The sequence below is a fragment of the Rhizobium sp. PRIMUS64 genome, assembly GCF_023006465.1.
In the GTDB taxonomy this organism is placed as follows: Bacteria; Pseudomonadota; Alphaproteobacteria; order Rhizobiales; family Rhizobiaceae; genus Rhizobium; species Rhizobium leguminosarum.
Window position 1 is genome coordinate 14186 of the sequence record NZ_JALBGX010000057.1, and the last position, 20272, is coordinate 34457.

Sequence of the window (20272 nt, forward strand, 5' to 3'; positions counted from 1 at the left end):
ACCCTACCACACCGCGCGTCTTCATCGGACGTGCAATGCACAGTTTGAATCGCTGCAAATTCCTCAAATCGATTCCGAATTGAGGAATTCGCATCAGAGATAGAATGGACGGTCGATCATGTCGGATAAGTTGGAGCGGGACGTTTTCGGGCAGACGAAGGCGGGCGAAACCGTCTATCGCGTCGTGATCAAGGGCGGTGGGCTGACGGCCAAGATCATAAGCTGGGGCGCAGTCATCCAGGATTTGCGCCTCGAGGGACATGACGCGCCGCTGCAGCTCGGCTTCGACGATTTCGACAGCTACCCCCTCTATTCATCCTATTTCGGCGCGACACCCGGCCGCTGCGCCAACCGCGTCGGCGGCGGCAGGTTTACGCTTGACGACAAGGACTATCAGCTCGAACTGAATGAAAACGGCGTGACGCATCTGCATGGCGGCAGCGACAATATCGCCAAACGCAACTGGACGATCGTCGAGCATGACGTCGACCGCGTGGTGCTGAAGATCGTCGATCCCGATGGCCGCGCCGGCTATCCCGGCAATTGCACCATCCAGGCGACTTTCTGGGTGCATGGCAACGGTGAACTGTCGATCACCTACGAATCGACCAGCGACCAGCCGACGCTCGCCAATGTCTGCCAGCACGCCTATTTCAATCTCGACGGTCGCGACGATGCGCTTGGCCACGATATCATGATTGCCGCCGATCATTATCTGCCGACCGATGAGAAGCAGGTGCCGACCGGCGAGATCCGTTCCGTCGAGGGCACCGAATTCGATTTCCGCGAGATGGCGCCGATGAAGCGTTTCGTCGGCAGCGAACAGGTGTTCTACGACCATAATTTCTGCCTGTCCGCCGAGCGCACCGCCAAACGAACCGTTGCGCTCGCCCGCAGCCTTTATTCCGGTGTGTCGCTGGAAGTGCGCAGCACCGAGCCAGGCGTCCAGTTCTATGCCGGCTTCAAGCTCGATACCGGGGCTCCCGGCATCGGCGGGCGCAAATACGGTCCATTCGCCGGCTTCTGCCTGGAGACGCAGGTCTGGCCGGATGCCATCAATCACCAGGGTTTTCCGAATGCGGTTCTGCGCCCCGGCGAAGTGCTGCGCCAGGAGACGGATTATATCTTCACCAAGAACTGAGCGTCCTCCAGCGCCGCGCGTTTCTAACGCGGGGCGCTGTCGACGCACGGTTGTCAGATTTGGTCGCTATGAAAACCCTCGCCGGCCCGCCGGCGAGGGTTTTTTCTTTCGGCACTCGATTCTGTCTTGCCGATTGGTCCTATATAGGTTCTATTGCGCGTCCATGGATAGAACCAGTCTGATAGCGGAATTGAATAGCCGCGGCCTGCGTGACGAGGCATTGACCGGGCCGCTCTACAAGCGGCTGGCGCAGACGCTGACCGGCCTCATTCAGGAAGGGCTGCTGAAGCCCGGCACCGCACTCCCGGGCGAGCGCGACCTTGCCGAAGCTCTGAAGCTCGGCCGTGTGACCGTGCGCACCGCCTATCGCGATCTGATGGCGTCCGGCGCATTGGAATCGCGCCACGGAAGCGGTACTTTCGTGTCGAGCAGAGTGGAGCGGATGGAACAGTCGCTCTGGCGGCTTTCCTCCTTCTCCGCCGACATGCGTTCACGCGGGCGTCTGCCGGCCGCACGGATATTGTCGCGGGCGGTCAATACGCCGTCGCCGGAGGAATCCTTCCTGCTCGGCCTCGGCGGCGACGAGCCGGTGCTGAGACTCGACCGCTTGCGCCTTGCCGACGGCCTGCCGCTGGCGATTGAACGCGCCGTGGTGCCGATCAAGTTCCTCGGGCACGATGCCGGCGGCGAGGGATCGCTCTACGATGCGCTGACGGCCAGCGGCCACAGGCCCGTGCGCGCGCTGCAGCGGCTGACGGCGGTCACGCTCGACCCGTCCTCCGCCGCAATCCTGAACGTCAAATCAGGCGCGCCGGCGCTCCTGATCGAACGCGTCTCGCGCCTGGAAGACCAGCGCGTCGTCGAATACACCCGCTCGCATTATCGCGGCGATGCCTATGATTTCGTAGCCGAATTGAGAATCGGAGATGACCTATGAATGACAACCAGTCACTGATGCTGCAAGAAGCCGGCCAATCGCCAGAGGTGGTGGCCACGCTTCTCGAAAAGGAAAAACCGGTCTTTGCCGAGATTGCCCGGCTGTTTTCGTCCGCCCGCCCGAGCGTGGTGACGACGGCGGCGCGCGGCTCCTCGGACCACGCCGCCACCTTTTTCAAATATCTTTTCGAGATTACCTGCGGCGTTCCGGTCGCCTCGGTCGGTCCGTCGATCGCTTCCGTCTACGGTGCGGCGCTGCATCTGAAGGGCGGCGTCCATTTCACCGTCTCGCAGTCGGGTGCCAGCCCCGATATCGTCGCGTTGCAGGATGCGGCGAAGAAGGGCGGAGCGACGACGATCGCCGTCGTCAACGTCACCGACAGCCCGCTTGCGAAACAGGCCGATATCGTTCTCGGCCTCAATGCCGGCGCGGAAAAGAGCGTCGCGGCGACGAAATCCTTCATAGCCTCGGTCGCCGCCCTTGCCGGTGTGACGGCTGCGATCGGCGGCGCGTCCGACCTGCAGGCCGCGCTCGACAAGCTGCCGCAGGCGCTGTCGGCGACCGCCGGGATCGACACGGCGGCAGCCGAGGAGGTGCTGTTCAATGCGACCTCGCTCTATACCGCCGGCCGCGGCCCGGCCTTTGCGATCGCACTCGAAGCGGCGCTGAAGGCCAAGGAAACCTCCGGCCTGCATGCCGAGGCCTTCTCGCTGGCGGAACTGATGCACGGCCCCATGCGCCTGGTGCAGCCGGGCTTCCCGATCGTCGCCTTCGCACCCGACGATGCGGCCTTCGCCAACAATGTCCAGGCGCTGGAGCGCCTGCAGAAGCTCGGCGCCACCACTGTCGGCTTCTCGGCGCAGCCGCTTTCCGGTGTCCATCTGCGCGTGCCGACAACGGGCAACGGCCTCGTCGATCCGCTGGTGTCGCTGCTCGTCTATTACCGGCTGATCGAGTCGGTGACGCGCCGCAAGGGCTTTGATCCCGACAAGCCGGCGAACCTGCTCAAGGTGACGGAGACGGTCTGATGGTCCGCAAGATCTTCCTCGGCGCCCGCATCTTCGACGGCGAGCGCTTCCATGACGACAAGGCGCTCATCGTTGCCGATGGCCGCGTCGAAGCGATCGTCGCCAGAGATGATCTGCCGGACGGCGAGGTGGTGACGCTTGCGGGCGGTATTCTGTCGGCCGGCTTCATCGATGCGCAGGTCAATGGCGGCGCCGGGCGGATGCTGAACGACGAGCCTTCCGCCGCCTCGATGGACATTATCGCCGGCGGGCACCGGCCCTATGGCACGACGTCGCTGCTGCCGACACTGATTACCGATACATCAGAAGCGTCCATTGCCGCCATCGAGGCGGCCAAGGAGGCTGTCAAGGCGAACCGCGGCGTTGCCGGTCTGCATCTCGAAGGTCCGCATCTGGCGCCTGCGAGGAAGGGTGCGCATCTGGCCGAACTGATGCGACCGGTGGAGGACCGCGACGTCAAGGCCTTCATCCAGGCACGCGAGGCGATCGGCACTCTGCTCGTCACAATGGCGGCCGAGCAGGTGACGGTTGCCCAGGTGCGCGAGCTTGCGGAAGCCGGTGTCACCATCAGCATCGGCCATTCCGATTGTTCGAGCGAGGCGGCGGAAGAGCGTTTCGATGCCGGCGCGCGGGGCGTCACGCATCTCTTCAACGCCATGAGCCAGCTGGGACACCGTGCGCCTGGTCTCGTCGGCGCGGCGATCGATCATCCCTCGACCTGGTGCGGCATCATCGCCGATGGCCATCACGTCGATCCGAAGGCCTTGCGCACGGCACTGCGCGCCAAGCGCGGCGAAGGCAAGCTGTTCTTCGTCACCGACGCGATGTCGCTTGTCGGCTCGGAGAAGGATTCGTTCACGCTGAACGGGCGCACCGTCCGGCGCGAAAGAGGCGGCTTCTGCTCGAAGCTGGTGCTTTCCGACGGCACGCTGGCCGGTTCCGATGTCGACATGATCTCGACGATCCGTTACGGCGTCACCTATCTCGATCTGACGCTCGCCGAGGCGTTACGCATGGCGACCCTTTATCCGGCCCGGTTCCTCCGGCTTGCTGATCGCGGCCATCTCTCGCCGGGGACACGCGCCGATCTCGTGCATCTGACCGATGCGCTTGCCGTCACCGCCACCTGGCTCGGCGGCGAAGCGGCCTGAACGCTAAGGCGCGTTGCGATCTTTCAGATTCGCTCTTCGCGCTTTAGATCTTTGTTTTTACGCATGTCGTTATCGCAAAACCGCGGCACACTTTTGCGCGACATGCTCTAGGAGAAGCGGGATGACCGACATTACCGATGCCTATTTCTCCAACCTGATCGGCCGGCTGGAAGAGCTGAAGCAGGTGCTTGCCGAGCCGATGGCGCAGGCAGCAGCCGTCATCCTTGATGCTGCCCACGGCGACAAGCGCGTCTATGTCTTTGGCACCGGCCATTCGCATATGCTGGCGGAAGAGGTGCACTATCGTGCCGGCGGGCTCGCTTTCACCGTGCCGGTGCTCGTCGGCTCGGCCATGCTGCATGAGGGTGCGGTCATCAGTTCGGTGTATGAGCGGACACAGGGCCTGGTGCGGCCGATGCTGGAGCGTTACGGCATGCAGCCGGGCGATGTCATCATCATTGCCTCCAATTCCGGCGTCAACGCCGCGCCGATCGAGGCCGCCGACTATGCGCGCGAAATCGGCGCAAAGGTGATCGCCATCACCTCGATCGCCTATTCCTCAGCGATCGCCAATGGCCGCCGGCGGCTCGCCGACGTGGCCGATGTGGTGCTCGATAACGGGCTGCCGCCGGGTGATGCCGTTGTCAATCTCGAAGGCACGGGGCTTCGGGTCGGGCCGGTCTCGACGGCGGTCGGGGTGACGGTCATCAACGCGATCTTCGCCGAAGTCGCCTCGGAGCTTTCGAAATCCGGCGATGCACCGGTCTATCTCAGCGCCAACATGCCGGGTGCTGCCGAGATCAACCAGAAGCTCGTGCGGAAATACCGGCCGCGCAACCCGCATCTCTGATGATGGGAGCGAAGCGGTGTCGCAATCACAGTTCCGTATGTCACGACATGCTCCTGACGCGATCAAGCGGCAAGAATGGAGCTGACCATCCGAGCCGTCCGCGGTGCCAGCGTCAAACCGATATGCCCGTGTCCAAAAGCAAACACCACGTCCCTTCCTCCTCTTGAAGGCCGGATGACCGGAACGGAATCGGGCATGGAAGGGCGGAAGCCCATCCAACTGCGGCTTGGTTCGCCAAGCGTCGGGAAAATCCTGCGAGCGTTTGCCAACAACACTTCGAGGCGCCTTGGGTTCGAAGGCGCGGTGATGCCTCCGAGTTCCACAGTGCCGGCCACCCGCAGGCGGCCGCGCATCGGGGAAAAATAAAATCCATGATGCGTCGGGCATACCGGTCGTTCCACCGGCAATGTTTCCATATCGAATTCGAGATGATAACCCCGCTCGGTATCCAGGGGGACCCGCTCTCCGAGCTGCAGAGCCAGACCGCGGGAATGGGCGCCGGCAGCGATCACCGCCGCTCGGGCATGGATGCTGTGGGCCGAAGCCATCATCCTCACTCCGCTCCGCTCACGCGAAATAGTCGTCACCGAGTCTCGAACGAACTCGACGCCCGCTCGTTTGGCGGCGGCTTCCATCACGCTCATGACCTGGCCGGGATCGGTGAAGTTTATCGCTTTCGGAAAGAAAAGCCCTCCGCCATGGACCTGCGGCAGCCGAGGCTCCAGGCTTTGCACCTGGTCGGGTGTGAGAAGCTGCTGCGCTATCCCATAGGTTCGGCGAAGCTCGACATCCGAAGCGGCTGCCTTGAAGGCCTCGGGCGTCTGGTAGAGATAGAGGCATCCCTTCGCGCTCAAAAGATCGGATGCGCCGATCTCTGCCGCGAGTTCGAGCCATTCCGATGAAGCGTCGGACAGAAGGTCGGCGATGCGGCTCGTATTGTCTCTGTATCTGTGCGGGAGAGATTCGTAGGCAAAACGCATCAGCCAAGGAAACAGCGTGGGCAATGCCGTTTTGCGGATGGACAGCGGGCTGTCGGAATTGAGAAGCAGCGAAGCCAGGTTTTTGAGGACGGCGGGCGTACCGACGGGAATGATTGCATAGTCGGCGATCGTTCCAGCATTGCCGTAAGATGCTCCCGAACCGGGTTTGTTAGGTTCGATCACTACGACATCGCGACCGTCTGCACGTAGCCGCAGCGCGGTTGCCACGCCGATCACACCGCCGCCGATGACGGCGATATCTGTCGTTAGTTTGTCCATGAAATTATGTATCTACCTCGGCGCCTTGTGATGCCGCGATCCGTTATGTGAATTCGCCAACCCGGCGGCGCCATGCGCCGCCGGGCCGGTTCGGTTCAATCGAGGACTAAGGCGCGTCGCGATCTTTCAGATTCGCTCCTTGCGCTTTAGCTCTTTATTTCTACGCATGTCGTTGCCGCAAAACCGCTGCACACTTTTGCGCGACATGCTTTAGCCTGGCGAAGCGTAGCGCGCGACATAAGCCGCCGTGCGTGCTTCGGTTGGACGGTCAAGGACATCTCCGGCGGTTCCCTGCTCGATGATAAGACCACCGTCGATGAACACGACCCAGTCGGACACTTCCTTCGCGAAGGGCAGCTCATGCGTGACCAGGATCATCGTCATGCCGTCGGCCGCAAGTTCCCGCATGACGCGTAGCACTTCCCCGGTCGATTCAGGATCGAGCGCCGATGTCGGCTCGTCGAACAGCAACACCGTTGGTTCTAGCGCCAGGGCGCGTGCGATCGCCACACGCTGCTGCTCGCCGCCCGACATCTGTTCCGGATAAGCCATCGCCCGTTTGGCGAGGCCTACTCTCGTCAGAAGTTCCACGGCCCGTTCCACAGCCTCTCTCTCGCCGATCCCGGCTGCATGCATCTGAGCGAGAACGACGTTCTCCACGGCCGTCAGATGCGGGAACAGATTGAAGCGCTGAAACACCATGCCGACACGTTGCCGAAGCTTTGCAAGGTTGCGGCAGGTCACCTCGCCATTGGCGAAGATCGTCTCATCGCCGACGGTGATCGTTCCCTGACCGGGACGTTCAAGCAAATTGACGCAGCGCATGAGGGTGGTCTTTCCTCCGCCGCTCTGGCCAATGATGCTCACGATCTTGCCAGCGGGAACCTCGAGATCGACGCGGTCAAGCACCAGGCGCCCATCGAAAGACTTGCGCAATCCGCTGATTTTGACGGCCGGGCGTCCGACCGGCTGCCGTGACACGAAAGGAGTTTTGGCAGGGATGGTCGTCATGGGCAGATCTTCCCCTCGGCGAGGTAGGTCCTCGCTAATTTCAGCCGGCGCCTTCTGGCCAAGGACAATGGCACGCCCGCATGGATCTTGCGCTCCAGCAGAAGCAGACATTGTGACACCGGGTAGCAGATAGCGAAATAGGCCGTAGAGATCACGAGATACACTTCAAGCCCTCGGAATGTTTCCGAGGCTATCAACTGTGCCTGTGTCATCAGTTCGGCGGCGGAGATCGTGACAAGCAGCGAGGTCGACTTGATCAGGTCGACGAACATTGTGTTCGTACCGGGAAGCGCGAGCCGCACTGCCTGCGGCAGGACGACATGGGTGAACGTTTTGCCGCGCCCTAGCCCGAGAGCTTGAGACGCCTCTTGCTGTCCTTGGTGTACGCCGGCGATAGCGGCCCGAAAGATCTCGGACAGGTAAGCGGCGTAGAAGAGCACCAAGCTCAACACTCCAGCCTCGAAAACCTCCAGCCTGATGCCTACGGAAGGCAGGCCGAAGTATGTGAGGAATATGATCGCCAGAAGCGGTACGTTTTTAAAGAGCTCGGTATAGAACGCTGCAGGGACGCGGACGAGCCGCAGCCGGTTGAGCCTCATCAACGCAAGTGCAAGACCAAGAATCGTCGCGCCAATGAAGCTGGCCACGGTGTAGCCGAGGGTCCTGAGCAGACCCCCGGCAATGCTTCCGACGTAGTCATTCCAGGGAACCTGGAAAACATCGGTGAAGGATGACAGCGCCGTCATGCCCCGATCTCACTTCGCGATGGAAGGCGGGTTCCAGTCGGCGGGACGGTCAACGCCGCGCCGCTGTGCCGCCATCTCGGGCGATGGAACCAGGAACTGCTTGGGATCGCCGCCCCATTTCGTGATCAAAGCCGCAAGGGATCCATCCTTGTACATGCCGTCGATCTGATCGGATACAGCCTTGGCCAGCTTCGGCGACTGCTTGGGAAGGTAGAATCCGGTCATGTAGGCTTGAAAATATTTGTAATCGGGGTGTGCGGCCACCTGTTCGTTTGTCGGCGGCTTCAGATATTCGATGCGGACCTTCATGTCGGGGCGCTGCTGCTGTTGATAGGTGATCAGCAGCGGATCAAGAAAGCCAACGTCCAGACGTCCGGAAGAAATATCCTGGAACACACCTTCGGCGTTCGGGAACGTATGTGGTGATGCGTTAGGGACCTGCGCGATCGATTTCGCCCAGACATACCCCGTCACAGTGCCGAGATTTTTGCCTTCCAGACTCGCAACATCCGGAAAGCTCGCCGTGCCGCTCACCGCCATGGCCGGCGGCGAATAGTACGGAGGGTCCGTGAACAGGCCGACCTTCTGGCGAGCGTCGGACCATGCAATTCCGCCAATGGTTATATCAGCCCGCTGCGTCTGGACGGAAGCCAGCATGCCTGGAAAGTCGGTGACGTTGATTTCCATTTTGAGGCCGAGCTTATCGGCCACGGCTGTCAGGATGTCGCTGTCGAGACCGACCAGCTTTCCATCCTTGACCGCCGTATAGGGCATGTAAGGCTGCACTGCAACGACGAGTGTGCCCGGCTTCATCAGCTCCAGATCGTCGGCGTTTGCAGTGGATGGCACCGCCGTCGCGAATAGCCCCAAACCCAAGACCGCCAAGGCAATAATCCCGTTTGCCTGCGATTTTTTCGTCAATTCAGCATGTTTCATTGGAACCCCTCTTTGTGGTTATATATTGCTGATATATTAAGAATATGCAGACATGATATGGAGTCAAGCAGATTCGTTGAGCGGCTTTTTTCTAGGCGGAAAAGCGTCTAGCTATGCGGAAACGGGCAGAGAGAGGAAAACGCTGAATATGTCGGCATTCGAAGTGGATTACGAAGCGGCGGAATCGACACTGGCGGAACGGACGTACATTCGGCTGCGCGACGACATCATTACGACGCTGCTTCCTCCGGGCACGCTTCTGCGCGAAGCCGAAATCATGAAACGCATGGACGTCGGGCGCACGCCGGTCCGGGAGGCGATTCAGCGTCTGCAATATGATGGTTTCGTTGTCGTCAGCGCGCGGCGCGGCACATTTGTGAGCAAGATCGATATCAATGATCTTACTGCGGTTTATGAGGCGCGAGCACGGATCGAGTCCTGGGCGACCCGACTAGCTGCGGAAAGGCTGCGCGAGTTCGAGCGGCAAGAAGCGCGGCAACTGATCGATGAGCTCAAGCAAACAACCGGTCCGATGGCGTTGGAGGACATACTTGCTCTCGATCGCCGGGTTCACCGCTTCATTTACAAAGTGGCGAAAAACCCTTTCCTGTCCGATACGCTGGATCACTACCACAATCTGTCGCTGAGAATCCTGTACGTCGCCATGAAACGGTTTCCAAGTTTGGTGCCGCGCCTTGAGGACGTCTTGCATGATCAGGTCCTCATGCTTGAGGCGGTGTGCAGAGGTGACGCAGATGAGGCCGAAAAGATCGCGATGGCTCATGTCATGAGCTTTGAGAGCGAGGTCCGGAAGGTAATCTGAATTCGGATCTGGGGATTGGATGCAGCTTCAGCTGAACGAAGATATTTCCGGCAGAATGGGCCGTCTGAAACGATCTCGTGCTGCGAGTGGACTCGGCATCGACACCTGCCTGAATTCCACATCTCAGTGAGAGGCCGGCGTGAGCCGGCCTCTTGAATAGGCTGAAACCAGGATCAGTCCTTGGCGCGTTCGACGTAGGAATTGTCTTCCGTGGCGATGACGACGCGGGTGCCGGCATTGATGTGCGGGGGCACCAGAGTGCGGACGCCGTTCGACAGCATGGCCGGCTTGTAGGAGGACGATGCCGTCTGGCCCTTGACGACCGGTTCCGTCTCCATGATTTCGAGCGTGACGTGGCGCGGCATCTGGATCGCCAGCGCAATGCCTTCATGCATTGACAGAACGCAGGTCATGCCTTCCTGCAGATAAGCTTTGTCGTCCCCCATCGTGTCGACATCGACGACGACCTGATCGTAGTTTCCAGGGTTCATGAAGTGAAAGCCTTCGCCGTCCTCGTAGAGGAATTGATGGTTCACGTCCTCGACGAAGGCGCGCTCGACCTGTTCGGTGGTGCGCCAACGCTCGGAAACCTTCACGCCGTCGACGATGCGGCGCATGTCGACCTGGGTGACCGGTGTGCCCTTGCCCGGATGAAAGTTCTGGGCGGTGAGAACGACGTAAAGCTTGCCGTCGACATCGAGAACGTTGCCCTTGCGGACCGAAGAGGCGATGACCTTGACCATAAGACTTCCTTGTAACTCGGCTTTCGGCGTCGTAGATGACTGCCGAGACGCTCCGAAGACGCAAATGTTTTTCTTTGGGGCGCAACTAACCTAAAATCCGGGAAATAGCCACCCCCTATACCGGCTTCTCCGGCGAAGAAAGCTTGGAATGAACTCTTCGGCGAAAGCGTCCCCCTGGTGGACCCCGTCCGTGCATGCCGACCGCCGTCCGTTCCTGATCGGGCGCAATGCGATCCAGGCGGCGTTGCGCGGGTTTTTCGCGCGCGAGGATTTCGTCGAGGTGGATACGGCTGTGCTGCAGGTCTCGCCCGGCAACGAGGCACATCTGCATGCCTTCGCCACGGAAGCACTGACGACGGATGGGCAAAAGGCGCCATTCTACCTGCACACCTCGCCGGAATTCGCCTGCAAGAAACTGGTTGCGGCGGGCGAGGAACGCATCTCGTGTTTTGCCCATGTCTATCGCAACCGCGAGCGCGGGCCGCTGCACCATCCCGAATTCACCATGCTCGAATGGTATCGGGCCGGCGAAAGCTACGAGAGCCTGATGATGGATTGCGTGCGGATCCTGGCGCTTGCAGCCGAAACGGTGAAGACCGCGAAGCTTGCCTTTGGCGGCGCCGAGAGCGATCCCTTTGCCGGGCCGGAGCGGATCGGCGTTGCCGAAGCGTTTGAGCGTCATGCCGGCATCGATCTTCTCGCCTCGGTCGCCGCCGACGGTTCGACCGATCGCGACCATCTGGCGGCCGAGCTCAGGCGCGTCGGCATGCGTGTTGCCGATGACGACGGCTGGGCCGATCTCTTCAGCCGGGTGCTGGTCGAAAAGATCGAGCCGCGTCTCGGCTTTGGCCGCATCACCATCCTCGACGAATATCCGATCTCGGAGGCGGCACTTGCGCGTCCCTCGATACGCGACCCCAGGGTTGCCGAGCGTTTCGAGCTCTATGCCTGCGGCGTCGAACTGGCGAACGGCTTCGGCGAACTAACCAACGCTGCCGAACAGCGGCGACGGTTCGAGATCGAGATGACCGAGAAGGCACGGATCTACGGCGAGACCTATCCGATCGACGAGGATTTCCTTGCCGCACTGGCGCTGATGCCTGAGGCAAGCGGCATCGCGCTCGGCTTCGACCGGCTGGTGATGCTGGCAACGGGAGCATCACGCATCGACCAGGTGCTCTGGGCGCCGGTTGCGGAGTACGGAAGATGAATGTCGTCAAACCGATCAAGAGCGTCGATGATCTTGTAAAGGCAGGTCTGGTCGCGCCTGCCGATCGCGCAAGTCTCGAGGAGGTTGCCGCGCGTTACGCGATTGCGCTGACGCCAGCGATCAGCAAGCTCATCGACCGCACCGATCCCGATGATCCGATCGCTCGGCAATTCGTGCCTGATGCAGCCGAACTCACTGTCGCTCGCGAAGAACGCGCCGATCCGATCGGCGATCATGCCCACAGCCCCGTCGAAGGCATCGTTCACCGCTATCCCGATCGTGTGTTGCTCAAGGCCGTGCATGTCTGCCCGGTCTATTGCCGCTTCTGCTTCCGGCGCGAAATGGTCGGGCCGCAGGGCCTCGGCACGCTCGATGCGGCAGCGATGCAGGCCGCTTTCGATTATATCCGCGGTCACGAGGAGATCTGGGAAGTCATCCTCACCGGCGGCGATCCGCTGGTGCTTTCTCCGCGCCGGCTCCACGAGATCATGGAGACGCTTGCCGGGATCGCGCATGTGAAGATCGTGCGTTTCCACACCCGCGTTCCGGTCGTCGATCCCGAAAAGATCGATGCGGCGCTGATCGACGCGCTGAGGGCAAGCGGCAAGACGGTTTATGTGGCGCTGCACGCCAATCATGTGAGAGAACTGACGCCGGAAGCGCGGGCCGCCTGCGCCCGCCTCGCCGATGCCGGCATCGCCATGGTCAGCCAGTCGGTGCTGCTCAAGGGTGTCAACGACGATCCCGCCGTGCTTGCGGAGTTGATGAAGGCTTTCGTCGAAATCCGCGTCAAACCCTATTACCTGCATCATCCAGATCTGGCGCCCGGCACCGGCCATTTCAGAGTGACGATCGAAGAGGGGCAGGAGATCGTCGCGGCGCTGCGCGGGCGGATTTCCGGTCTCTGCCAGCCGGCCTACATCCTCGATATCCCAGGCGGTCACGGCAAGGCCGTCGTCAGTGGGAGCGCGATCCGGGCGACCGGCGACGGATGTTATTCCGTCACCGATTATCGCGGTGGCGAGCATTCCTATCCGCCCGCCGATTGAGACAAAAAGGCGGCGTTTTGCGTGTCATTTCTGTACTCGCCACGCCAGACGCTAGAGTGTGTCGCAGCGTCGAAATTATCATAAGTCACTGATATAAAATGGTTGTTTACGACAGTGCGGAAAGGATCGCTAAAATCCTAACTATGAGCCTTAGTCATATTTAACTCAATTAATTAGCGGAATGTTCTGTTTTCCGCACTAAAAGAACGCTCATGACAAGGCGATGAACGCCGGTTCGGGATCATGAGAATCTTGGAGTGATGGGATGAATAAGGCAATCCGCGACCTCGTAGCCAAATTCGGCAAGCTTCCTGGGTCGATCGACCAGGTCGCCGACGACGCCGATCTTTATGCGGCAGGTTTGACGTCCTTTGCTTCTGTGCAGTTGATGCTTGGCCTCGAAGAGGCTTTCGACATCGAATTTCCCGACAATCTCCTGAACCGCAAATCCTTCGCGAGCATCTCGGCCATCGCCAGGACCGTCGATCTCATCCGGGACAGCCGGAAGGTCGCGTGATGAATTTCCCCGTCAAGATCATGCAGGACGGTCTTGTCGCAAGGGTGGCCCGCGTCGCCGAAATCGCTGCGAAGCACGCGGATGCCGTTGATGCTGAAGCCCGTTTCCCCCGGGAAGCCGTGGATGCGATGAAGGCCGAAAGGCTGCTCGGCATCCAGGTGCCGCGCCATCTCGGCGGCGAATCCGCCTCGATCACCGAGATCGCCGAATTGTGCTCGCTGCTCGGCCAGGTTTGCGCCGCGAGCGCCATGGTCTTCGCCATGCACCACATCAAGCTGTCGAGCCTCGTTGAACACGGCGGCGACAGCGAATGGCATCGCGGTTTCATGCGCCGCATCGCCGCTGAGCAGCTGCTGATCGCATCCGCCACCACCGAAGGCGGTATCGGCGGAAACCTGCGCAACAGCATCTGTGCGGTCGAGGTCGATGGCGACACGTGCCGTCTCGAAAAGGATGCGACCGTCATTTCCTATGGCTCGCATGCCGACGCCATTCTCATCACCTCGCGTGCCCACGCGCAGGCGGCTTCCTCCGATCAGGTGCTGACGGCCTTCCTCAAGGACCAGTACACGCTCGAGAAAACGCATGTCTGGAATACGCTCGGCATGCGCGGAACCTGCTCCGACGGCTTCCTGTTCAAGGGCGAAGCGCCGGCCCATCAGATCCTGCCGAAGCCTTTCGCGGAGATCGCGGCACAATCCATGCTTGCCTCCTCGCACCTCTTGTGGAGCGGCGTCTGGTACGGCATCGCCGTCGATGCCGTTGTGCGCGCCCAGGCTTTCGTGCGTGCCGCTGCCCGAAAGGCGCCGGATGCCCAGCCGCCGGGCGCGCTGCGCCTTGCCGAGGTTTCGAACCTGCTCCAGATGGTGAAATCCAACGTGGTTGCCGGCCTCAAGGCCTATGAAGATGCCAAGGCCGATGCCGACAGGCTATCTTCGATGGGATTTGCGGTGGCGATGAACAACGTCAAGATCGCCTCGTCCGAGACGATCCTGGAGATCGTCAACCATGCCATGCTGATCTGCGGCATCATGGGCTACAAGAACGGCACGCCCTTCAGCCTCGGACGCCATCTGCGCGACGCGCATTCCGCACAGCTCATGATCTCGAATGACCGCATCCTCGGCAACACGTCGAGCATGCTTCTTGTCCATAAGCAGGACACTAGCCTACTGGGGTGACAGTCATGGATATGCAGACCTCGTTTCTGGACCGGCTTTTCGAATCCGGTCTGCTGATCGATACCGGCATCGACGGGCTTTACGGCCGTAGTGGCCAGTTCGAAGACGTGATCGCTGCCTTCGAGCGCCTGATCGACACGTTCGGCGGCGCCGATGGTGCCGAAGCCATGCGCTTTCCGCCCGGCATGAACCGCGCCTTCTTCGAAAAGAGCGGCTACATGAAGAGCTTTCCGCAGCTCGCCGGCACGGTGCACAGCTTCTGCGGCAGCGAACTCGATCATGTCAGCCTGCTGCAATGCATGGAAGTCGGCGAGGACTGGACCAAGGGGCAGGAGGCGACCGACATCGTGCTGACGCCGGCTGCCTGCTATCCGCTCTATCCGACGATCGCCAAACGCGGCAACCTGCCGAAGTCGGGCGGCCTCTTCGACCTGCAATCCTATTGCTTCCGCCATGAGCCGTCGAAAGACCCGGCCCGCCAGCAGCTGTTCCGCATGCGTGAATATGTCTGCATGGGTACCGAGCTGCACGTCACCGATTTCCGCCAGCGCTGGATGGATCGTGGCGTCGAGATGATGAAGGCCGTCGGTCTCGACGTGACGATCGACGTCGCCAATGATCCGTTCTTCGGCCGCGCCGGCAAGATGCTCGCCAATAATCAGCGCGACCAGAACCTGAAGTTCGAGCTGCTGATCCCGATTACCTCGGCTGCCAATCCGACCGCCTGCATGAGCTTCAACTACCATCAGGATGCCTTCGGCACGAAATGGGGTCTCAATCTCGAAGACGGCAGTGTCGCGCACACCGCCTGCGTCGGCTTCGGACTGGAGCGCATCGCCCTTGCCCTCTTCCATCATCACGGGCTCGATGTGAAGCAATGGCCGGCCAGCGTACGGAAAGCGTTGTGGGGCTGAGCAAATCGATGACATCGGTATTTTCGGGAATCGACCCGAAAACCTACCGGGCGCATGCGCTGCATTCCGGCGAGCGCGCCTGGCCGGAAACCAATTGCTATGTCGATCTCTGGATCGAAGTGCTGGCGACATCAGGCGTTGCACCAGAGGCGATGCTGGGTTTTACCCTGACGCAGGATTTCGAGGGCGACCAGTTCACCTTCTTCAAGGTGCCGCTCGAGGATCTCGAAGCGCTCTACGGCATTCGTGCGACTGAGCTTGCCATCTACGACCGTGTCGAACGCCATGCCGAGGTTCAGATCGCGCGGGGCCGTCTCTGCCTGATCGAAATGGATTCCTTTTACATGCCGGATACGCGCGGCACCGCCTACCGGCAGGAGCATGGCAAGACGACGGTTGCGATCAACCGGCTGGATGTTGCGGCAAAGCGCGTCGATTATTTCCACAATGCCGGTTATTTCCGTCTCGAAGGCGAGGATTTCGACGGTCTGTTCCAGCTGCAGCTGACTGAAAACGACCCGCCGTTCCTGCCCTACACGGAATTTGCCCGATTCCCGGAAAGACCGGCTGATGAAGAGCATCTGCGATCGACCGCGCGGCGGCTGGCCGGCTTTCACTTCATCAGGCGTCCCCGCGAAAACCCGATCCGCGCCTTTGCAAGCATCTTTCCGCAACAGGTCGAGGCGGTGGCGGAACGGCCGTTCGGCTTCTTCCATAAATACGCCTTCAACACGCTTCGCCAGGTCGGCGCCAATTTCGAGCTGGCGGCCGATCATCTCACCTGGCTCTCCCCTAGTGAATTTGCGGCTGCCGCCGAGCATGCCAGGCGCATTTCGGAAGTGGCGAAATCGGTGCAGTTCCAGCTTGCCCGCGCTGTCACCCGCAAGAAGTTCGAGCCGTTGCAGGCGGCACTTGATCCGGCCGCCGATGCATGGGATTTCATGATGGCGTCGCTTGCGGGGCGAATCTGAGGCCGGAGATCTGACCATGCGGGGGCGTTTGGCGAGCATCGGTGCCGAGGAAAGTCTACTTTCCGAAGGCTGGAACCTGATCCTGACGGAGCCGGGCGCCTGCGCCGTGCCGCACGACATCCCGCTCTCGGCGCAGTTGATTCCAGCACCGGTTCCCGGCACCGTCGCCGCCGCGCTTGAAAAAGCCGGGCTCTTCGACCGGGAAAATCCCGAGCCGCTGAACACACGGGATGCCTGGTATCTCTGCCGGCTTTTCGATGCCGAGCCCGGCGACGCGATCCTGCGTTTCGAAGGACTGGCGACGCTCTGCCATGTCTTCCTGAACGGCCAGGAAATCCTGTTTTCCGAGAGCATGTTCACGGCGCGTGAGATTCCGGTGACGCTTTCGGGCGGCGATGAACTGGCTTTGTGCTTCCGGGCGCTCGGTCCCCGCCTGTCGGAGCCGGGGCCCCGTGCGCGCTGGCGGCCGCAGATGATCACGCCGGCGGGCTTGAAGAATTTCCGCACGACGCTGCTCGGTCATATGCCGGGCTGGTGCCCCGATATCCATGCCGTCGGGCCATGGCGGCCGATTTCGATGGTGCGGCGCAATCCCGTCTCGATCGACAATGTCTCCATCCGCGCCGTATTCGAGGAGAGTGGTGTCGGCCGTCTCAGCGTGTCCCTGCATAGCAATGCCGAGAATCCCTTAATGTTGCTGCGCTGCGGCGGGATGGAGCAGCCCTTCGAGAAGGTCGGCGACAGTCATTACTCGGCTATCCTCAAGCTTTCCGATATCGAGCCCTGGTGGCCGCATACGCATGGCGCTGCGCGTCTCTATGAGCTGACGCTGGTTTCCGACGGGGTGGAATATCCGCTCGGCAGGACCGGCTTCCGGCGCATCGACGTCGACCGCGGTGCAGATGGCGATGACTTCGCGCTCCTCGTCAACGGCGAACGCATCTTCTGCCGTGGCGCCGTGTGGACGACGGCCGATATCGCGCGATTACCGGGCGGGCGGGCGGATTATGAGCCGTTCCTGCGGCTTGCCGCCGGAGCCGGCATGAACATGATCCGCATCGGCGGCACCATGGCCTACGAAACGCCTGATTTCTTCGCGCTCTGCGACGAGCTCGGTCTGCTCGTCTGGCAGGATTTCATGTTCGCCAATTTCGATTATCCGCGCAACGACAAGGCTTTTCTCGGTCACGTGCATGCGGAGGTCGAGGAATTTCTGCACGGCGTGCAGGCGTCGCCTTCGCTGGCCGTGCTCTGCGGCGGCAGCGAAATCCACCAGCAGGCGGCAATGCTCGGTCTGCCGGCGGAATTCTGGAGCGGACCGGTCACCGATGAAATCATCCCGGCGGTCGTCGCGCGCATGCGCCCCGATGTGCCCTATGTCCCGAACTCGCCCTATGGCGGAGCGATGCCCTTTTCGCCGAATGCCGGTATCGCCCATTATTACGGCGTCGGCGCCTATATGCGGCCGATTGCCGATGCGCGCCGCGCCGATGTGCGTTTTGCCTCCGAAAGCCTCGCCTTCGCGCATGTGCCGCAGCAGAGGACGCTGCAACGTCATCTCGACGTGCCCGCCGTCCACAGCCCGCTATGGAAGGCTCGCGTGCCCCGCGACCGCAGCGCATCGTGGGATTTCGAGGATGTCCGCGACTTTTACTTGCTGCTTATCTACGGTTTCGATCCGGCCCAGCTGCGCCGCGAAGATCCGGAACGCTATCTCGATCTCTCCCGCGCCGTCACCGGCGAGGTGATCGAAGAGACTTTTGCCGAATGGCGGCGCAAAGGCTCGGCCTGCAATGGCGCGCTTGTCTGGACGCTGCAGGACCTGCTGCCCGGCCCCGGCTGGGGGGTGATCGATTCCACCGGAGAGCCGAAGCCCGTCTGGTATGCGATGCGCCGTGCCTTCCGGCCGGTTCAGGCAATCTTCACCGACGAGGGAACGAACGGTCTCGACGTGCATGTCGTCAACGAGACGGATGCCGCGCTCGACGTCGAGCTCGAGGTCGTCTGCCTGCGCGACGGAAAACAGCAGGTCGTCAGCGGCAGCAGGGCCTTCAAGCTGGCGGCAAGGGACACGGAGCGCCTTGCCTGCACCGCGCTGTTCGGCGCCTTCTTCGATACGACCTATGCCTTCCGTTTCGGGCCGCCGGCGCATGATGCAAGCGTCGCACGCCTGCGCTCGCTGGTAGACGGCGCCATTCTCGCCGAGAGCTTCCACTTCCCCTGCGGACGGGGGAGGGCGCTGCATGACGCAGGGATCGAAGCATCATTCGGCAGAGACGACGACTGGTTCGTCGATCTCAGGACCGACCGGCTGGCGCAATCGGTGCATATCGACGTCGAGGGCTATCGGGCCGACGACGACTGGTTCCACCTTGCCCCCGGCGCGATGCGGCGGGTGAAGCTCCACCCGCTGTCCGGCGCGGAAAGCGATACTCCGCCTGCGGGAGAGATCAGAAGTCTAGGCAGTTCGCATCGCGTCGCAATCGAGGGCTGATGCCCCTGCGAAGAATGATGCCGATCCATTGGGAAAGACCGTGATTTGAGAACGATATACCGCCTTCTGCGCGCCCATGTCCTGCAGCGGCTGATCCCGCGGTCGCGTGTTGCCTTCAACCCACGCAGGCCGGTGGAAGTCGTCGGTTATCTCTCGATGGCGGTCGGTGTCGGCGAATCGGCAAGGCTCTGCGCTGACGCATTGTCTGAGGCGGGGCTGGCGATTTCACTCTCCGACGTCAGCACGCATCCTGACGAGAATTCATTCGCCGGATGGACGCCGTCGCATCTTTCCACCGAACCGGCGGGAAGCCGGATCTGGCATCTTAATCCGCCGATGCTGCCGCGCGCCATCCTGAAGAAGGGCGTTGCGAATTTCAGCCGCGCTTTCAACATCGGCTATTTCGCCTGGGAGCTCGAAGTCGTGCCGGCGGAGTGGCGCAATGCGATGCATTACATGAATGCCGTCTTCGTGCCGTCGGAATTCACCAGGCGGGCGATTGCGCCTCTCACCACGGCGCCCGTCATCGTCGTTCCGCATCCCGTCACCGAGAAGCCGGCGACCGAAGGCATGCGCCAGAAATTCGGCATCGAGGAAGACGCCTTTCTCGTCAGCTTCATCTTCAGCGCCGGCTCCTCGATCAACCGGAAGAATCCGCAGGCCGTCATCGAGGCCTTCCGGATATTCGCCGCCGAATGCCCCAGCGCCTTCCTCTTGATGAAGGCCAGCGGCGATATCGGCAAGGACGAAGGCCTGCGCGAACTGGTCGCTTCGGTTAAGGGCGACAACCGGATCAGGATCGTCACCGACAGGTTATCGAACTCCGATATCAACGGCCTCATCCGCTGTTCCGACGCCTATCTTTCGCTGCATCGTTCCGAAGGTTTCGGGCTGACGGTTGCCGAGGCGATCATGCAGCATACGCCCATCATTTCCACGGCCTGGTCGGGAACAGTAGATTTCTGCGATCCCGACAATAGCTGGCTGGTTGGCTCTCCCCTTATTCCTGTGGTCGATACCCATCCCGAATTTGCCGGGCTCGAGGGTGCAGTCTGGGCCGACCCCTCACCCGAGGCGGCGGCCGGGTACTTGAGGGAAATTTTCCGCGCGCCCGAGCGTGCACGAGAGAAGGCCGGGAAGGCGCGGGAGTTCCTGCTGCGCTACCTTGCGGAAAACAGCTACGAGAAGGCGCTTCAGACATTGACGGCGATGCAGGCCAGCTAAGCTGAGGTCGTCACTCCGCTTTATTTTAACATTTTCGCATTAGAGATGGCGGGTATGCGGCGGTAGGCCGATCCTGACGGATGGACA

General features: G+C 61.3%; 19 protein-coding genes. 14 read left to right on the forward strand and 5 right to left on the reverse strand.

Translation table 11 applies throughout. From position 1 onward, the window contains the following. Positions 1-118 precede the first annotated feature (118 nt). From MOV76_RS21550 to MOV76_RS21570, 5 genes are all read left to right on the forward strand, one after another. Entirely contained in the window at positions 119-1141 is a 1023-nt protein-coding gene (locus MOV76_RS21550; RefSeq protein WP_247265240.1) for an aldose epimerase family protein, read from the forward strand. A gap of 163 nt (positions 1142-1304) precedes the next feature. Continuing rightward, positions 1305-2078 (forward strand): GntR family transcriptional regulator, encoded by a 774-nt coding sequence (locus tag MOV76_RS21555; protein ID WP_003543751.1) that lies wholly within the window; start codon positions 1305-1307, stop codon positions 2076-2078. Next, entirely contained in the window at positions 2075-3106 is a 1032-nt protein-coding gene (locus MOV76_RS21560) for an SIS domain-containing protein (protein ID WP_047620237.1), read from the forward strand. The genes MOV76_RS21555 and MOV76_RS21560 overlap by 4 nt, the downstream gene beginning before the upstream one ends. Next, a complete protein-coding gene (gene nagA, locus MOV76_RS21565; protein ID WP_182564464.1) occupies positions 3106-4257 on the forward strand; it encodes an N-acetylglucosamine-6-phosphate deacetylase in 1152 nt (383 codons plus the stop codon). The genes MOV76_RS21560 and nagA overlap by 1 nt, the downstream gene beginning before the upstream one ends. Positions 4258-4378: 121 nt before the next feature. Continuing rightward, the gene (locus MOV76_RS21570; protein ID WP_131605686.1) at positions 4379-5107 is read left to right on the forward strand and encodes an SIS domain-containing protein; all 729 of its coding nucleotides are present in this window, start codon (positions 4379-4381) and stop codon (positions 5105-5107) included. A gap of 62 nt (positions 5108-5169) precedes the next feature. Here the strand turns inward: MOV76_RS21570 and MOV76_RS21575 are convergent, their stop codons facing one another. The 4 genes from MOV76_RS21575 to MOV76_RS21590 all read right to left on the reverse strand — a co-directional run bounded on the left by MOV76_RS21575 (position 5170) and on the right by MOV76_RS21590 (position 9059). Next, entirely contained in the window at positions 5170-6366 is a 1197-nt protein-coding gene (locus tag MOV76_RS21575; RefSeq protein WP_247265241.1) for an FAD-binding oxidoreductase, read from the reverse strand. 210 nt (positions 6367-6576) lie between these two features. Further along, the gene (locus MOV76_RS21580) at positions 6577-7377 is read right to left on the reverse strand and encodes an amino acid ABC transporter ATP-binding protein (protein WP_247265242.1); all 801 of its coding nucleotides are present in this window, start codon (positions 7375-7377) and stop codon (positions 6577-6579) included. Beyond that, entirely contained in the window at positions 7374-8123 is a 750-nt protein-coding gene (locus tag MOV76_RS21585; RefSeq protein ID WP_047620240.1) for an amino acid ABC transporter permease, read from the reverse strand. The genes MOV76_RS21580 and MOV76_RS21585 overlap by 4 nt, the downstream gene beginning before the upstream one ends. Before the next feature lie 9 nt (positions 8124-8132). Beyond that, the gene (locus MOV76_RS21590; RefSeq protein WP_018244038.1) at positions 8133-9059 is read right to left on the reverse strand and encodes an ABC transporter substrate-binding protein; all 927 of its coding nucleotides are present in this window, start codon (positions 9057-9059) and stop codon (positions 8133-8135) included. Between the two features lie 148 nt (positions 9060-9207). On the opposite strand from MOV76_RS21590, the gene MOV76_RS21595 reads away from it, so the two are divergent. Next, entirely contained in the window at positions 9208-9882 is a 675-nt protein-coding gene (locus tag MOV76_RS21595) for a GntR family transcriptional regulator (protein ID WP_018244037.1), read from the forward strand. Positions 9883-10055: 173 nt separating this feature from the next. On the opposite strand, the gene efp is transcribed toward MOV76_RS21595, so the two are convergent. Further along, positions 10056-10625 carry an elongation factor P gene (gene efp / locus MOV76_RS21600; RefSeq protein ID WP_018244036.1) on the reverse strand — a complete coding sequence of 190 codons (570 nt, stop codon included), beginning with the start codon at positions 10623-10625 and terminating at the stop codon, positions 10056-10058. Between the two features lie 148 nt (positions 10626-10773). On the opposite strand from efp, the gene epmA reads away from it, so the two are divergent. The 8 genes from epmA to MOV76_RS21640 all read left to right on the forward strand — a co-directional run bounded on the left by epmA (position 10774) and on the right by MOV76_RS21640 (position 20185). Further along, positions 10774-11835 (forward strand): EF-P lysine aminoacylase EpmA, encoded by a 1062-nt coding sequence (epmA, locus tag MOV76_RS21605; RefSeq protein WP_247265243.1) that lies wholly within the window; start codon positions 10774-10776, stop codon positions 11833-11835. Next, positions 11832-12884: a lysine-2,3-aminomutase-like protein gene (locus MOV76_RS21610; protein WP_047620242.1), complete on the forward strand. Its 1053-nt coding sequence runs from the start codon at positions 11832-11834 to the stop codon at positions 12882-12884. Before epmA ends, MOV76_RS21610 begins: the two co-directional genes overlap by 4 nt. Positions 12885-13149: 265 nt before the next feature. Continuing rightward, positions 13150-13401: an acyl carrier protein gene (locus tag MOV76_RS21615; RefSeq protein ID WP_003543737.1), complete on the forward strand. Its 252-nt coding sequence runs from the start codon at positions 13150-13152 to the stop codon at positions 13399-13401. Next, on the forward strand, positions 13401-14582 hold the full coding sequence (locus MOV76_RS21620; RefSeq protein ID WP_247265250.1) for an acyl-CoA dehydrogenase family protein: 1182 nt from the start codon (positions 13401-13403) through the stop codon (positions 14580-14582). The genes MOV76_RS21615 and MOV76_RS21620 overlap by 1 nt, the downstream gene beginning before the upstream one ends. Before the next feature lie 5 nt (positions 14583-14587). Beyond that, a complete protein-coding gene (locus MOV76_RS21625) occupies positions 14588-15496 on the forward strand; it encodes an amino acid--[acyl-carrier-protein] ligase (RefSeq protein WP_018448307.1) in 909 nt (302 codons plus the stop codon). Then, a complete protein-coding gene (locus MOV76_RS21630; protein ID WP_247265244.1) occupies positions 15487-16467 on the forward strand; it encodes a DUF1839 family protein in 981 nt (326 codons plus the stop codon). Before MOV76_RS21625 ends, MOV76_RS21630 begins: the two co-directional genes overlap by 10 nt. A 16-nt stretch (positions 16468-16483) precedes the next feature. Beyond that, the gene (locus MOV76_RS21635) at positions 16484-18961 is read left to right on the forward strand and encodes a glycosyl hydrolase 2 galactose-binding domain-containing protein (protein ID WP_247265245.1); all 2478 of its coding nucleotides are present in this window, start codon (positions 16484-16486) and stop codon (positions 18959-18961) included. Between the two features lie 45 nt (positions 18962-19006). Next, positions 19007-20185: a glycosyltransferase family 4 protein gene (locus MOV76_RS21640; protein WP_018448304.1), complete on the forward strand. Its 1179-nt coding sequence runs from the start codon at positions 19007-19009 to the stop codon at positions 20183-20185. Positions 20186-20272: the final 87 nt, after the last annotated feature.